The sequence below is a fragment of the Streptomyces sp. 8K308 genome (assembly GCF_004348315.1).
In the GTDB taxonomy this organism is placed as follows: Bacteria; Actinomycetota; Actinomycetes; order Streptomycetales; family Streptomycetaceae; genus Streptomyces.
The window spans coordinates 1-13,447 of sequence record NZ_SMKC01000185.1; the positions used below are offsets into that span (position 1 = coordinate 1).

A 13,447-nucleotide genomic window follows, 5' to 3' on the forward strand; every position below is an offset into this window, starting at 1 on the left:
GAGCGCGGGGGGGGCGCGGGGGCTAGGTGGCCGTCGCGTAAAGGTGGTCGATGTGGGCCGCGAAATCCCGCAGGACCGCCTCTCGGCGGATCTTCAGTGACGGCGTCAGGTAGCCGGACGCGATCGTGAAGTCGCGTGACAGCACGAGGAAGTCACGGATCGGCACCCCGCCAGGGGACTCCGCGTTGGCGTCGTCCACCGCACGCCGCAGGTGGCGCAGCAGCTCCGGGTCGCGGACGAGTTCGGCCGCCGACAGCTGACGGCGTTCCATCACCTGCTGCCAGTGCGCGAGCCCGTCCTGGTCGAGGGTAATGAGCGCGGCCAGGTGGGGCCGGTCGTCGCCCACCACCACGCACTGGCTGATCAGCGGGTGCGCCCGCAGCGCGTCCTCCAACGGCGCGGGTGCCACCGTCTCGCCCGCCGCCGTGATGATCAGGTCCTTCTTGCGGCCGGTGATCGTCAGATAGCCCTCGTCGTCGAACGAGCCGAGGTCGCCGGTGGCCAGCCAGCCCTCGCCGTCGGTGGCCGGCACCACCTCGCGCCGCGCCGCGTCCCAGTAGCCGCTGAACACCTGCCCGCCGCGCACCAGCACCTCGCCGTCCCTGGCGACGCGGACCTCCGTGCCCGGAACCGGCCAGCCGACGGTGCCGAGCCGCTGCGCGTTGGGCGGGGTGACGGTGGCCGCGGCCGTGGTCTCGGTGAGGCCCCAGCCCTCGTAGATCGAGATGCCGGCGCCCTCGAAGAACGCGCCGAGGCGCCGTCCGAGCGGCGAGCCGCCGCAGACCACGTGCCGCACCCGCCCGCCGAGGGCAGCCCTGATGCGCCGGTAGACCAGCGGGTCGTAGAGCGAGCGGGCCGCCCGCAGGCCCATGCCGGGGCCCTGGGCCATGCCGTGCTGTTGGGCCTCGGCGGCCGCGCCGTAGCGGCGGGCGATGCGGGCCGCCCGGTCGAAGGCCGCGCCACGGCCCAGCTTCTCGGCACGGGCCCGGCCGCTGTTGAAGACCTTCTCCAGCAGGTGCGGGATGGCGAACAGGAACGTCGGCTTGAAGCCGGCGAGGTCGGCAAGCAGGTCGTCGGTGTCGGTGTTCCGCGCGTGGCCGAGCCGCACCCTGGACCGCACGCAGCCGATGGCGACCAGCCGGCCGAGCACGTGGGCGAGCGGCAGGAACAGCAGCGTGGCGGGCGGTTCGTCCGTCAGCCGCCGGAAGATCGGGTAGAGCAGCGCGATCGCGTTGTCGACCTCGGCGAAGAGGTTGCCGTGGGTGAGCACGCAGCCCTTGGGCTGTGCCGTGGTGCCGGAGGTGTAGACGATGGTGGCCGCCAGCCAGGGCGCGAGGAGCGCGCGCCGCTCGGCGACGACCGCCTCCGGCAGGCTGCGTCCTGGCGCCGAGATGGGGCCGAGGATGCCGCCCTCGCGGGAGGAGATGGCGGTCAGCTGCCACAGGTGGTCGAGCCCGGGCAGCTCGTGGCGGACCGCGGTGACGACCCGCGCCTCCTCGCCGCCCTCGACGGCGCACGCCCGTACCCCCGCGTCCCGCAGGATCCACCGCACCTGCTGCGGCGAGCTCGTGGGGTAGATCGGCACGGTGATGAGGCCGGCGGCCCAGGCGGCGAAGTCGAGCAGCGTCCACTCGTAGCGCGGCCGCGACATGATGGCGAGCCGGTCACCGGGCCGCAGCCCGTGCGCGATCAGGCCCTTGGCGACGGCCGTGACCTCGGTCGCGAACTGGGCGCAGGTGACGTCGTACCAGGTACCGTCGCCGTGCCGGCGGCTGAACGCGACGTCGTCCGGCGCCTCGTAGGCGTTGACGTACGGCACGTCGGCGAAGCTGCCCTGCTCGACCGGGGGCACCAGCGGCGGCACCGACACCCGCACCACCCGCCCGTGCTCGACGCGCAGCCGCGGCGGGACGGCGGCGGGCCCCGCGGGCGCGGTCGCGGTCGGCGTGTTCGGCTGTGGCATCTGGTCCTCCCGGTGCGGCCCCGGTCAGGGGATGCCCCGGATTCTGCCGTCCCAAAGGCCCGTTGACCGGCGCCTTCACCGGATTCCCCGCACCGGGGCCGGCAACGCGTGGCGGTTACACGAATCGAGCACACGCCGCCCGCGCGAACGTTTCCGGAGCGTGACTTTCCGCCAACACTCCTCAACCGGAAGGAATCTTCCGTCATCCTCGGCGCCATGACGCGAAGAGCACCCTCGCCCAGCCGGCTCGGCGCGCTCGCCGCCGGCCTGCTGCTGGCCACCACCCTGGTCCTGTCCTCCCCCGCCGACGCCCGACACATCCTCACGTCCCCCGACTTCGCCGAGGCGCTGGACCGCGCCCTGGCCGATCCGCGGCTGGCCGGCGCCCGGGCGAGCGTCGTCGTGCGGGACGCGGCCACCGGCGAGACGCTGTACGAGCGCGGCGGCGACGACCGGTTGCTGCCGGCGTCCAACACCAAGCTGCTCACCTCGGCCGCCGCCATGGAGCTCCTCGGACCCGACCACCGCTACCGCACCGAGGCCGTCGCGGACGGCCGGGTCCACGGGCGCGAGCTGCGCGGCGACCTGTATCTGCGGGGCTCGGGCGACCCCACGATGCTCGCCGAGGACTACGCGGCCATCGCGGCCGGCATCGCGGCCCGCGGCATCACCAGGGTCAGCGGCGACCTGGTCGCCGACGACACCCGCTTCGACTCCGTCCGGCTCGGCCGCGCCTGGTCCTGGGACGGCGAGGGCGCCGCCTACTCGGCCGGCGTCTCGGCGCTGACCGTGGCCCCCGACACCGACTACGACGCCGGAACCGTACACGTCTCGGCCGCCCCGGGCTCCGCCGTCGGCGACCCGCCACACGTCACCCTCACCCCGGCCAGCGACCACGTGCCCGTGGACAACCGCGCCACCACGGTGGCCACCGGCCAGCCGGGCACCCTGTCCCTCAGCCGGCCGCACGGCTCGGACGCCGTGGTCGTCAGCGGCCGGATCCCGCTCGGCTCCGCGCCCACCACCGCCTGGATCGCCGTCGCCGACCCCACGGCGCACGCCACCGCGGTCTTCGCCGACGCGCTGGCGGCGCACGGCGTCCGCGTCGCCGGCGACACCGTCCTCGGCCGCGCGGCCCCGGAGGGAGCCACGCCGCTCGCCGCCCACGAGTCCATGCCGCTGTCCGAACTCCTGGTGCCTTTCATGAAGTTGTCCAACAACATGCACGCCGAGGCGCTGGTGAAGACCATCGGTCACGAGACGTCGGGCCGCGGCACCTGGTCGGCCGGCCTGGCCGCCATCCAGCGCTACGCGGCCGAACTCGGCCTGGACACCGGCGCCTACCGGCAGGTGGACGGCTCGGGGCTGTCCCGGATGAACCTGATGCCGGCCGCCGAACTCGCCACCCTGCTCACCGGGGTACGCGCCAAGCCCTGGTTCGGGCCCTGGTACGAGGCGCTGCCGGTGGCCTGCGCGGCGGACCGGATGGTCGGCGGCACGCTGCGCTCCCGGATGTGCGGCACCGCGGCGGCCGGCAACGCCCGTGCCAAGACCGGCTCGTTGACCGGCGCCACCGGCCTGTCCGGGTATGTGACGGCCGCGGACGGCCGGGAACTCGTGTTCAGCGTCCTGCTCGACGACTACCTGGGCGCGGCCCCCGAGGACATCGAGGACACCGTCGTCACGGCGCTCGCCGCCTCGGGCGGCCCGGCCGCCGGGACGGCGGCTCCCGCCGCCGACGCCCCCGGTCTCGAGTGCTCCTGGCTCAAGCCGGCCCGCTGCTGAGACCGCTCCGCGGGGTGGCCCGCAGAAAGGTCGTCACGGTCGAGCGGAAGCCCGTGTGGCCGGTGCGGGCCGCGTGGCGGAGGCACCACACCTCCGGATCCTCGCGGGACTCGGCGCCGGAGGACGCCTCGTCGCACGTGGTGCACTCCGCCGCGTAGATCGGCGGACCCCCGTACGGGTCGAGCGACAGCAGCCAGTCCACGAACCGGGAGACCATCACGCCACACCGCGCCCTGCGGTGACGTCGAACCGGCAGAACACGCTCTTCCCCCCGGCGTCGCGCGGCGCCCACCACGTCGCGTCCGCCAGGCTCTGCACGATGAAGAGACCCCGCCCGTGCTCGGGCAACAGGTCAAGCCCGCTGGGGTCGCCGGACGGCAGTCGCGGCGGCGCCGGGTCCTCGTCGGTGACCTCCACGAACAGCCAGCGCGGCCAGTACCGCAGCGTCAGCCCGATGCGTCGCCGCCCGGCGACGTGCCGGACGGCGTTCCCCACCAACTCCGAGACGCAGAGCACGACGTCGTCGACCAGCCAGGGCAACTCCCAGTCGTCCAGGGTCTCCCGCGCCATGCGGCGGGCGACCGGCGGCGTGTCCTCGGCATCGGCGAGCAGTGCGACGGACCGGAACCGGTAGGCGGTGGCAAACGCGGCGGGTTCCAGCGGCACCGGTCGCGCGGTCGGCATGAGCAGCTCTCTCGCGTCCGGTGACGGCGCCGTCATCGTGAACCCCCTCCATGAGCCAAGCGAAGCTCTCATATGCTCAGTGGAGCGGGTAAGCGGTCCAATTCGGAACGTTCACGAGGGGGGTCACATACACACTGAGGGGGGTCACATGGTGCGCGGGCGGCGCGCCCCCGTGAGCCCCCCGGCGCGCGGGGGGCACGGCGGGCGGCCGGGCGTCAGCCGGCCGGCGGCCAGGGCGCCCAGCCGGCCGGCAACGCGCGCAGCCGCCGCCGCCCCTCGGCCAGCCTGGCCCGCGACATCTCTTCGGCCGACGAGGCACCGGCCCGGTAGTCCCCGTCCTGGACCGTGCCGACCCGGTAACGGACGGGCGTGCCACTGAAGGCCCGGTACTCCTCCTGGAACCGTCCGGCGGCCACGGCGAGCACCAGCTGTTCCAAATCCTCGACCCGCTCCTCCGCGCTCTCGTCGCAGGCGTCGCACCCGCACACCGGATGGACGAAGCCACCCCACACCCCGGCGCGCACCCTCAGCCCCGGGTAGGCGGTGAACGTGAGCTCCAGCGGCGCGCCGTCGCCCCGCGCCGGCGTCAGCCGCACCACCCGGCCGTCCGCCTCCGACGCGTCCCGGAAGACCTGCCGCGGCAACGACGGGCGCACATACGACGACATGACCGGAGCCTAACCACCGCCGTGGCTCGTCACCGCTTCTTTTCGAACAGCGCGGCCCACAGGAACGGCTCCCCGAAGTGTGGGGAGTCGGCCGGCTCGTCGCGCATCCGGCGCAGCTCGACCTCGTCGAGGTCGGCGAGGATCCGGCGCAGCGACTCGGGGGTGTACGCGAGGCCGCCCCCGAGGTCGCCGGCTCGGTAGAGGTCGGCGTCCGACAGCTCGGTGCCGGAACCCTCGACGCCCGCCGCGAAGCAGGTGAGGGCGAGGTGTCCGCCGGGCGCCAGGGCCCGGTCGAGGAGCGCCAGGTAGCTGACGCGACGGTGCGGCGGCAGGTGGTGGAAGCAGCCCGAGTCGTGGATCAGGTCGTAGGGACCGGCGAGTTCACCATGCCCGACGAGTTCGAACGCGTCGCCGCAGCGGAACCGCACGTCGACGCCGGCCGCCGCCGCTCGCTCCGCCGCCCAGGCCACTGCGGCCGGCGACAGGTCGACGGCATCCACGGCGAAGCCGCGCCCGGCGAGGTGGACCGCGTTGCGCCCGGGGCCGCAGCCGAGGTCGAGCGCCCGGCCGCCCGGCGCGACCAGGCCGCGCTCCAGGTAGGAGACCAGGTTCTCGTCCGGCTTGGCGACGAAGAACGGCACCGGCCGCTCCCGGTCCGCGTAGAAGGCCTCCCAGCGGTCGGCCGCCGGCGCGAACATCCCGTCCAGCAGCCGCAGTACGTCCTCGACGGTGCGTATCTCCCGTTCCATGCCGGAAGCCTAGGTACGCGACCGACGAAAGGCCAGGTCAGGGCGGGTGCGGCGGGGCCGGAGCCGGGCGGCTCCCGGGGCGCCACGGGGGTCCGGGAGCCGGGGTCCACGAGGCCGACGGTCGGCTGCCGGCACCACCCCAGGGCGCCGTGCGGGGCCCTTCCAGGGCCCCGCCGCGGCCGCTTTCTCGTCCGTTACGCGGCGGCCCGCACCGGGGCCGCCCCGTCGACGCCGTCGATCTCGAAGCTGGTGGCGTGCTCGTAGGCCTCGCGGTCCAGGATGTCCTCGCGCGCCGCCACGATCACCGGCACGGCCGCCTGGCCCGCCACGTTGGTCGCGGTGCGCACCATGTCCAGGATCGGGTCGATGGCCAGCAGCAGGCCGACGCCCTCCAGCGGGAGACCCAGGGTGGAGAGGGTCAGCGTGGTCATCACGGTGGCGCCGGTGAGGCCGGCGGTGGCGGCGGAGCCGATCACCGAGACGAAGACGATCAGCACGTAGTCCTGCACGCCCAGGCTGACGTCGAAGATCTCCGCGACGAAGATCGCCGCCAGCGCCGGGTAGATCGCGGCGCAGCCGTCCATCTTGGTCGTGGCGCCGAACGGCACGGCGAACGAGCCGTACTCGCGGGGCACGCCGAGCCGCTCGGTGACCTTCTGGGTCACGGGCAGCGTGCCGACCGAGGAGCGGGAGACGAACGCCAGCTGGATCGCGGGCCAGGCGGCGCGGAAGAACCGCAGCGGGTCGACGCCGGCGACGAAGCGCAGCAGCAGCGGGTAGACGCCGAACAGCACCAGCGCGCAGCCGACGTACACGTCGACGGTGAAGGTCGCGTAGTCGCCGAGCAGGTCCCAGCCGTACTCGTTGATCGCGCGGCCGATCAGGCCGATCGTGCCGATCGGGGCCAGCCGGATCACCCACCACAGCGCCTTCTGCAGCAGCGCGAGCGCCGTCTCGCCGAAGGTGATCAGCGGCGCGGCCCGGTCACCGAGCTGGAGCGCGGCGATGCCGACGGCGGCGGCGAGGAACACGATCTGCAGCACGTTCAGCTCGGTGAACGGCGTGACGACGTCGGTCGGGATGATGCCGGTCAGGAAGTCGAGCCAGGAGCCCTCGGTCTCCGGCGCAGAGCCGTCGGCCGGGGTGAGGCCCGTGCCGTCGCCGGGGTTGGTGATCAGGCCGATGACGATGCCGATGGCGACGGCGATCAGCGAGGTGGCCAGGAACCACAGCAGCGTCTGGCCGGCCAGGCGGGCGGCGTTGGAGACGTTGCGGAGGCTGGTGATGGAGACGGCGATGGCGAAGAAGACCAGAGGCGCGACGGCGAGCCGCAGCAGCTGGACGAAGTTTCCACCGATCTCGTCGAGGGTGCGGCCGAGCCACTCGGCCTCGGTGGTGCGGGCTATCCAGCCGAGCAGGACGCCGAGCACGAGGCCGATGAGGATCTGGGCCCAGAACGGGGGCAGGGATATCGAGAGCCGTCTGCCGTCGCGGGTGGGGGACGGGGTTGACACAGGGCACACTCCGGTCAGGTGTGAATGACATGCGAGCGCGGCGTGGGAACGTGGCGCGCGAGTAGGGTCGCCGGGATCGGCGTCGGGTAAACGCGGATCAGCGACAGGCCGCGCTCAGACAGCGGCAGAGATCGATGTGCAGGCGCGCCACGAGCAGAGTGCTCGGGTCAGAGAGGGGCGCGGCTGCGGTGTTCACGTCCACGACGGTAGCACCAGGTTTCGGACACGTCATGGGTCCGATCACAACTACGGGTGAGGAATGGGGAGATGACAGCGGGGCGTGAGGCGGATCACTCCGCCGGGCCTCACTGGACGTCGTCCTCCATGGACTGGTTGGCCTGCAGCCGGTCCCTGGCCCGCTCGATCCGGGGCGCGATCTGCTGCGACATCGCGTCCCGCTGGCGCCGCAGCACGACATAGCTGACGGGCGCCGACACGATGATCGACAGCAGCGCGATCCACAGCGGGTTCGCCACCCCGAACGACTCCGGCAGCACGCCGACGTAGGCGAGCAGCGCGATCACGACGAACGACACGGCAAACACGCCAAACCGCGCCACACTATACCGCACCGCGGCACCGCCTGCGACGCCGCCTGCGGCGGGCTCGGCCACGTCCGCCCTCCGGGCGGGCCCGGCGGAGCCAGCCCCGTCGGCCGGCTTGGCCACGTCAACCTGAACCGCACCACCAGCCGTCCGCTCGGCGCCAGCCTCGCCGGCCTCGCCGGCACCAGCAGCCGTCCGTTCGGCGCCAGCCGAGCCGGCCCCACCAGCGGGCTCGGCCACGTCGACCGTGACGGCATCAGCAGCCATCGGCTCGGCGCCAGCCTCGCCGGCACCGCCGGCGGGCTCGGCCACGTCAACCTGGACCGCACCGCCAGCCGTCGGTTCGGCGCCAGCCTCGCCGGCGGCCGAGTCCGCGGGGGTGACGCCGGCCTCGTCGGCCGCGTCAGCGGCCTCGGCGGCTTTCGTGCTGTGGCTCACGGTGCCACCTCCCGGTCCCACGCTGACTTGTCCCACTTTGGCTGACTCCCAGTGAAGCACAGGTACCGGGCCGGTCCTCAGCGACCCCGGCGACACCGCCACGGCCAAGGGGGAGCCACATCGTTATGTCGTCGCGGTAGTCGTCGTCCGCGACCCTGATCGCGGCCGGGAGGCGGCCCACCTCCTGGTAGCCGCAGGCCGCGTAGAAGCGTTCCAGGCCGAGGCCGCCCCGGCAGCCGAGGCGGATGCCGGTGGCGCCAGGCAGCACGCGGTGGGCCGCCGACGCGGCGGCCGCCAGCAGGTCGCGGCCGACGCCCGTGCCCTGGAGGTCGGGGTGGACCATGACCGTGCTCAGCCCGAGCCAGTGGCCCATCAGCGGGTGCGCGTTGAGCTTGAAGAACGCCGTGGCCACCGGCCCGGCCGCCCCGCCTCCGGCCGGCAGGCCGATCAGCAGCCGGGTGGTGCCCTCGGCCATGCCGACCAGGTGCTGCCGCAGCGCCGGCGCCACGTCCGCCGTCGTCACCGGCGGCACGAAGCCGACCGCGCCGCCCGCGTTGGTGACGTCGGCCCACAACTCCGCCAAACGCTCCCGGAGTTCGACCGTGACCGCCGGGTCGAGCACGAACCGCAACCGCATGTCGCCCCCGCTCACACCCGCATCGGCTGGGGCGACTCACGACGGTCCGGGTCAGGGCCGTCGTACTCGCGCACCACCTCGTACCGCGTGTTGCGCTCCACCGGGCGGAAGCCGGCGTCCCTGATCAGCTCGAGCAGGTCGTCCCTGGTGAGCTTGTCGGGCGTGCCGAAGTTGTCCGCGTCGTGCGTGATCTTGTACTCGACGACCGAGCCGTCCATGTCGTCCGCGCCGTGCTGCAGCGCCAGCTGGGCGGTCTGCACCCCGTGCATCACCCAGAACACCTTCACGTGCGGCACGTTGTCGAACAGCAGCCGGGAGACCGCGAAGGTGCGCAGCGCCTCGGCGCCGGTGGCCATGGTGGTCCTGGCCTGGAGCCGGTTGCGGATCTTGCCGTCCTTCATGTCGACGAAGTCGTGCTGGTAGCGCAGCGGGATGAAGACCTGGAAGCCGCCGGTCTCGTCCTGGAGTTCACGCAGCCGCAGCACGTGGTCCACCCGGTGGCGGCGCTCCTCGATGTGGCCGTAGAGCATGGTGCAGGGCGTCTTGAGGCCCTTGGAGTGCGCCAGGCGGTGGATCCGCGACCAGTCCTCCCAGTGGGTCTTGTGGTCGACGATGTGCTGCCTGACCTCCCAGTCGAAGATCTCCGCGCCGCCGCCGGTCAGCGACTCGAGACCGGCGTCGATCAACTCGTCGAGGATCTCGGAGGCCGGCATGCCCGAGATGGTCTCGAAGTGGTGGATCTCGGTCGCGGTGAACGCCTTCAGCTGCACCGTCTCCGGCAGCGCCTCCTTGAGCGCCCGCAGCGAGCGCGGATAGTACCGCCAGGGCAGCGACGGATGCAGGCCGTTGACGATGTGCAGCTCGGTGAGCTGGTCGTTCTCCATCGCCTTGGCGAGCCGCACGGCCTCCTCGATACGCATCGTGTACGCGTCCTTCTCGCCCGGCTTGCGCTGGAACGAGCAGTAGGCGCACGAGGCCGTGCACACGTTGGTCATGTTCAGGTGACGGTTGACGTTGAAGTAGACGACGTCGCCGTTCTTCCTGGTCCGCACCTCGTGCGCGAGGCCGCCGAGCCACGCCAGGTCGTCGGACTCGTAGAGGGCGATGCCGTCCTCCCGGGACAACCGCTCCCCGGCGCGCACCTTCTCCTCGAGATCCCGCTTGAGCCCCGCGTCCATGCGCCGCGCCTCCCTCTCGCACCGTGCCGGCCGCCCGGCGGGCGACCGCCGGACCGAACACGAGACTACGCCCGCACCCCGTCGGGCAGGTCGCCGACCCGGTTCTCCCACTTCGTGGACAGCACGATCGTGGTCCTGGTGCGGGAGACGCCCTTGGTGGAGGAGAGCCGGCGGATGGTGCGCTCGAGACCGTCCACGTCGGTGGCGCGGACCTTCAGCATGAACGAGTCGTCCCCGGCGATGAACCAGCAGTCCTCGATCTCGGCCAGCTCCCGCAGCCGGCCAGCGACGTCCTCGTGGTCCACGGAGTCCGACAGCTGGATGCCGATCAGCGCGGTGACGCCGAGGCCGAGCGAACGGGCGTCCACCGTGGCCCGGTAGCCGGTGATGACGCCGGCCGCCTCCAGGCGGTTGATCCGGTCGGTGACACTCGGCCCCGAGAGGCCCACCAGACGGCCGAGCTCGGCGTAGGACGCCCGGCCGTTCTCCCGAAGGGCCTGGATGAGCTGCCTGTCCACCGCGTCCATCGTCGCAGAGCCTTCCTCGTCCCCTGGTCGATTGCACAGACGAATCTAAGGCATTCGCCCCCGGCGACCTACGAGTGGTGGGCCGAACGAGCGGCGCCACCCCCCAGCTCCCCGCGCCACCGCCGGTACAGGTCGTGCGCCACGCCCACCGCGTCCAGCGCCCGGCCGGCCACGAAGTCCACCGCGTCCTGGAGCTGGCTCGCCCCGGCGTAGAACGCGGGCGACGCCGGCAGCACCACGGCCCCCGCCTCGTCCAACTCCACCAGCTGCCGCAGCGTCTGCCCCGCGAGCGGCGTCTCCCGCACCACCACCACCAGCGGCCGCCGCTCCTTCAACGTGACCGACGCGGCCCGCTGCAGCAGGTCCTTCGACAGGCCGAGCGACACCCCGGCCACCGCCGCCGTCGAGGCCGGCACGATCAACATGCCCCGCGCCCGGTACGAGCCGGACGACGGGCCGGCCGCCAGATCGCCGGGACGCCAGCACCGCACCGCGTCCCCCGACAGGTCGGGCAGCTCGGCCAGATACGCGTCCGGCTTGCCGTCGGCCCCGCGCGCCAGCCAGCTCCGCAGGTCCTCCTGCCAGTGCCCGTCCCGGAACGACACCCCCGTCTCGTCGAGCAGCGTCAGCCGCGCCGCCCGGCTGACCACCAGGTCGACCGACTCGCCGGCCGCGAGCAGCGCCCGCAGCACCGCGGCCGCGTAGGGCGTCCCCGAGGCGCCCGACACTCCGACGATCCACGGCTCACGACGCTCGGGACGCTCAGAACGGGGGGGTTGCTCCATACCGAAAGGCTAGGCCCCGTCCTGGCCCACGCCGTTGAGAGGCCCGCCGGCCACCGTTAGCTAACAAGCGGCTTACCGGACGGTGACGCCTCGGCCACAGGGGGCACTCCGAGGCGGGGCTCGATCGTTGCCCGTGGAGACTGGTCCCGCGTCCCCCGTGACGCGGGACGAGCCGCCGGGTGTCACGACACCGCCTCCCGCCGACCAGGCCCCCACCGACCAGGAGTGAGCCATCAGTACCCGCCCGAGCAACCGACCGCTCATCACGCGGCTCGCCGCCCTCGGCGGCGCCGCGCTGCTCACGGCCACCACCGGCGCCTGCCAGGTGATACAGCAGGCGCAAGCCGGTCTGGAGGTCTCGGACGCCGCCGACGAGCTGCTGTCCTGGGAGGCGCTGACCGTCGGCGCCACCCTGGAGGCGACCCCGGAGGAGGTCTACGCCTACCTGCAGCGCGCGGCCGCACGGGACGGCGGCACCGTCCAGCCCTCCGCCGACCAGGCGAGGCTGCTGGCCGACCTCGAGCTCACCATCGCGGTCGGCGACCCGGAGCGCGAGACCCAGATGCGCGAACTCGACCCCGACGACGAGCTGGACGGCGCGATGACCGTCAACTTCGGCGGCCGGGACGTGGCGGGCGTGAAGAACATAGGGGACAACACCTACGTCCGGGTCGGCGCCCAGGCCGTCGTGGACGACGTCTACGGCGGCGGCGAGGCGGCCGTCGCCCGCGCCCAGCGCCTCGAGCAGGACGCGGCCCAGCTCCCCGACTCGCTCACCGCCGCCCGCAACGCGCTGGCCGGCAACTGGGTCGAGATCGACCCCGACCGCTACGCCGACTACGCGGCCGCGCTCAGCGAGGGCGGCGGCGACGGCGTCAGCGCCGACGCCGCGGGGCGGATGGCCGGCGCCCTCATCGATGGCGGCGAGCTGCTGACGCCCGAGGCGCAGTGGGAGTTCGTCGAGGCCCTGGAGACGACGCTGCGGTCCGAGGCCACGCTCAGACCGTCGGGGGAGGCGCGCGGCGCCGAGCTCGTCACCGTCACGATGGCCTCCGACGACGCGCGCCGCGCCCTGGCCCCGCTCCTGGCGCTGCTGACCGCCCAGACCGAGCGGTTCGGCCTCCCGCCGCTGGTCGACCGGAGCACCGACACGACCGAGCCGGTCGAGGCCGGCCTGGAGATCCGCAACGGCGTGCTCACCGCCGCCACCTTCGACCTCGGCCAGTTCGCCGGCCCCGACGCCGGCTCGCTGCCGCTGCGGCTGGCCCTCACCGGCGGCTCCGCGCTCTCCCTCAACCCGCCCGACCCGGCCGACGGCCAGCTCGCCCCGGAGGACCTGACGGTCGCCCTGCTCTACCTGGAGATGCTCGACGAGCGGCGCGAGGCCGACGACGGCCGCGCCGACGTCCCGGGGCCCATGCAGCCGTAAGGCCGTTCGGTTTGTCCCACGCTGCCCTACGCTGGGAGGCATGCCCGAACTCCCCGAGGTCGAGGCGCTCCGCGAGTTCCTGACCGGCTCCGCCGTGGGCCGCCGGGTCCGCCGCGCGATGCCGGTCGCCTTCCACGTCATGAAGACCTACGAGCCGCCGCTCACCGCCGTCGAGGGCCAGCCCGTCACGGCGGTGGCCAGGCACGGCAAGTTCCTCGACCTCACGGTCGGCGAGTTCCACCTCGTCATCCACCTCGCGCGCGCCGGCTGGCTGCGCTGGCAGGACCGCCTCCCCGCCACCCCGCCACGCCCAGGCAAGGGCCCGCTCGCCCTCCGGATCGCGCTCGACACCCCGGAGGGTGCCGGCTTCGACCTCACCGAGGCCGGCACCCAGAAGCGGCTCGCCGTCTACTGCGTCCGCGACCCGGCCGACGTCCCGGGCGTCGCCCGCCTCGGCCCCGACCCGCTCTCCCCCGACTTCACCCCCGCCGCGCTCGCCGCGCTGCTGCGCGACGAGAACCGCCAGCTCAAGGGCGTCCTGCGGG

At 73.5% G+C, this 13,447-nt stretch carries 13 protein-coding genes and 1 pseudogene; 3 read left to right on the top strand and 11 right to left on the bottom strand.

Going from position 1 to position 13,447, the window contains the following annotated elements:
• Window positions 1-22: 22 nt before the first annotated feature.
• A complete protein-coding gene (locus E1265_RS22875; RefSeq protein WP_132932845.1) occupies window positions 23-1,963 on the bottom strand; it encodes an AMP-dependent synthetase/ligase in 1,941 nt (646 codons plus the stop codon).
• Between the two features lie 216 nt (window positions 1,964-2,179).
• Here E1265_RS22875 and dacB point away from each other — a divergent pair, with 216 nt between their 5' ends.
• A complete protein-coding gene (gene dacB / locus E1265_RS22880) occupies window positions 2,180-3,748 on the top strand; it encodes a D-alanyl-D-alanine carboxypeptidase/D-alanyl-D-alanine-endopeptidase (protein ID WP_132932846.1) in 1,569 nt (522 codons plus the stop codon).
• Here the strand turns inward: dacB and E1265_RS22885 are convergent.
• The 10 genes and pseudogenes from E1265_RS22885 to E1265_RS22930 all read right to left on the bottom strand — a co-directional run bounded on the left by E1265_RS22885 (window position 3,729) and on the right by E1265_RS22930 (window position 11,473).
• Window positions 3,729-3,965, bottom strand: a complete 237-nt coding sequence (locus E1265_RS22885) for a hypothetical protein (protein ID WP_132932848.1) — start codon at window positions 3,963-3,965, stop codon at window positions 3,729-3,731. The two genes, dacB and E1265_RS22885, sit on opposite strands and share 20 nt — an antisense overlap.
• On the bottom strand, window positions 3,965-4,432 hold the full coding sequence (locus E1265_RS22890; RefSeq protein WP_165953844.1) for an ATP-binding protein: 468 nt from the start codon (window positions 4,430-4,432) through the stop codon (window positions 3,965-3,967). Before E1265_RS22890 ends, E1265_RS22885 begins: the two co-directional genes overlap by 1 nt.
• A 215-nt stretch (window positions 4,433-4,647) precedes the next feature.
• A complete protein-coding gene (locus E1265_RS22895) occupies window positions 4,648-5,100 on the bottom strand; it encodes a DUF6226 family protein (protein ID WP_132932852.1) in 453 nt (150 codons plus the stop codon).
• A gap of 29 nt (window positions 5,101-5,129) precedes the next feature.
• Window positions 5,130-5,849, bottom strand: coding sequence for a class I SAM-dependent methyltransferase (locus E1265_RS22900; protein WP_132932854.1), 720 nt, complete (start codon window positions 5,847-5,849; stop codon window positions 5,130-5,132).
• Window positions 5,850-6,043: 194 nt separating this feature from the next.
• Window positions 6,044-7,363, bottom strand: a complete 1,320-nt coding sequence (locus E1265_RS22905; RefSeq protein ID WP_132932856.1) for a dicarboxylate/amino acid:cation symporter — start codon at window positions 7,361-7,363, stop codon at window positions 6,044-6,046.
• A gap of 305 nt (window positions 7,364-7,668) precedes the next feature.
• Window positions 7,669-8,346, bottom strand: a complete 678-nt coding sequence (locus tag E1265_RS40780) for a DUF4229 domain-containing protein (protein ID WP_347877235.1) — start codon at window positions 8,344-8,346, stop codon at window positions 7,669-7,671.
• A gap of 106 nt (window positions 8,347-8,452) precedes the next feature.
• Window positions 8,453-8,983, bottom strand: a pseudogene (locus tag E1265_RS22915) (GNAT family N-acetyltransferase); the annotation flags it as partial.
• Between the two features lie 11 nt (window positions 8,984-8,994).
• Window positions 8,995-10,161 (bottom strand): aminofutalosine synthase MqnE, encoded by a 1,167-nt coding sequence (gene mqnE, locus E1265_RS22920; protein ID WP_132932858.1) that lies wholly within the window; start codon window positions 10,159-10,161, stop codon window positions 8,995-8,997.
• Window positions 10,162-10,226: 65 nt separating this feature from the next.
• Window positions 10,227-10,688 (bottom strand): Lrp/AsnC family transcriptional regulator, encoded by a 462-nt coding sequence (locus E1265_RS22925; protein ID WP_132932860.1) that lies wholly within the window; start codon window positions 10,686-10,688, stop codon window positions 10,227-10,229.
• Between the two features lie 68 nt (window positions 10,689-10,756).
• Window positions 10,757-11,473 (bottom strand): UbiX family flavin prenyltransferase, encoded by a 717-nt coding sequence (locus E1265_RS22930; protein WP_132932862.1) that lies wholly within the window; start codon window positions 11,471-11,473, stop codon window positions 10,757-10,759.
• Between the two features lie 325 nt (window positions 11,474-11,798).
• On the opposite strand from E1265_RS22930, the gene E1265_RS22935 reads away from it, so the two are divergent.
• Together E1265_RS22935 and E1265_RS22940 are read left to right on the top strand one after the other, a co-directional pair.
• A complete protein-coding gene (locus E1265_RS22935) occupies window positions 11,799-12,902 on the top strand; it encodes a hypothetical protein (protein ID WP_132932864.1) in 1,104 nt (367 codons plus the stop codon).
• A 40-nt stretch (window positions 12,903-12,942) separates the two neighbouring features.
• A partial coding sequence (locus E1265_RS22940; protein WP_279571454.1) for a DNA-formamidopyrimidine glycosylase family protein occupies window positions 12,943-13,447 on the top strand: 505 nt, incomplete at its 3' end.

What these genes read in the sequence shown, in the direction of transcription:
- E1265_RS22900 (WP_132932854.1), bottom strand. Translation starts at nt 5,849, where the DNA reads ATGGAACGGGAGATACGCACCGTCGAGGACGTACTGCGGCTGCTGGAC.
- dacB (WP_132932846.1), top strand. Translation starts at nt 2,180, where the DNA reads ATGACGCGAAGAGCACCCTCGCCCAGCCGGCTCGGCGCGCTCGCCGCC.
- E1265_RS22885 (WP_132932848.1), bottom strand. Translation starts at nt 3,965, where the DNA reads ATGGTCTCCCGGTTCGTGGACTGGCTGCTGTCGCTCGACCCGTACGGG.
- E1265_RS22895 (WP_132932852.1), bottom strand. Translation starts at nt 5,100, where the DNA reads ATGTCGTCGTATGTGCGCCCGTCGTTGCCGCGGCAGGTCTTCCGGGAC.
- E1265_RS22930 (WP_132932862.1), bottom strand. Translation starts at nt 11,473, where the DNA reads ATGGAGCAACCCCCCCGTTCTGAGCGTCCCGAGCGTCGTGAGCCGTGG.
- E1265_RS22925 (WP_132932860.1), bottom strand. Translation starts at nt 10,688, where the DNA reads ATGGACGCGGTGGACAGGCAGCTCATCCAGGCCCTTCGGGAGAACGGC.
- E1265_RS22875 (WP_132932845.1), bottom strand. Translation starts at nt 1,963, where the DNA reads ATGCCACAGCCGAACACGCCGACCGCGACCGCGCCCGCGGGGCCCGCC.
- E1265_RS22890 (WP_165953844.1), bottom strand. Translation starts at nt 4,432, where the DNA reads ATGCCGACCGCGCGACCGGTGCCGCTGGAACCCGCCGCGTTTGCCACC.
- mqnE (WP_132932858.1), bottom strand. Translation starts at nt 10,161, where the DNA reads ATGGACGCGGGGCTCAAGCGGGATCTCGAGGAGAAGGTGCGCGCCGGG.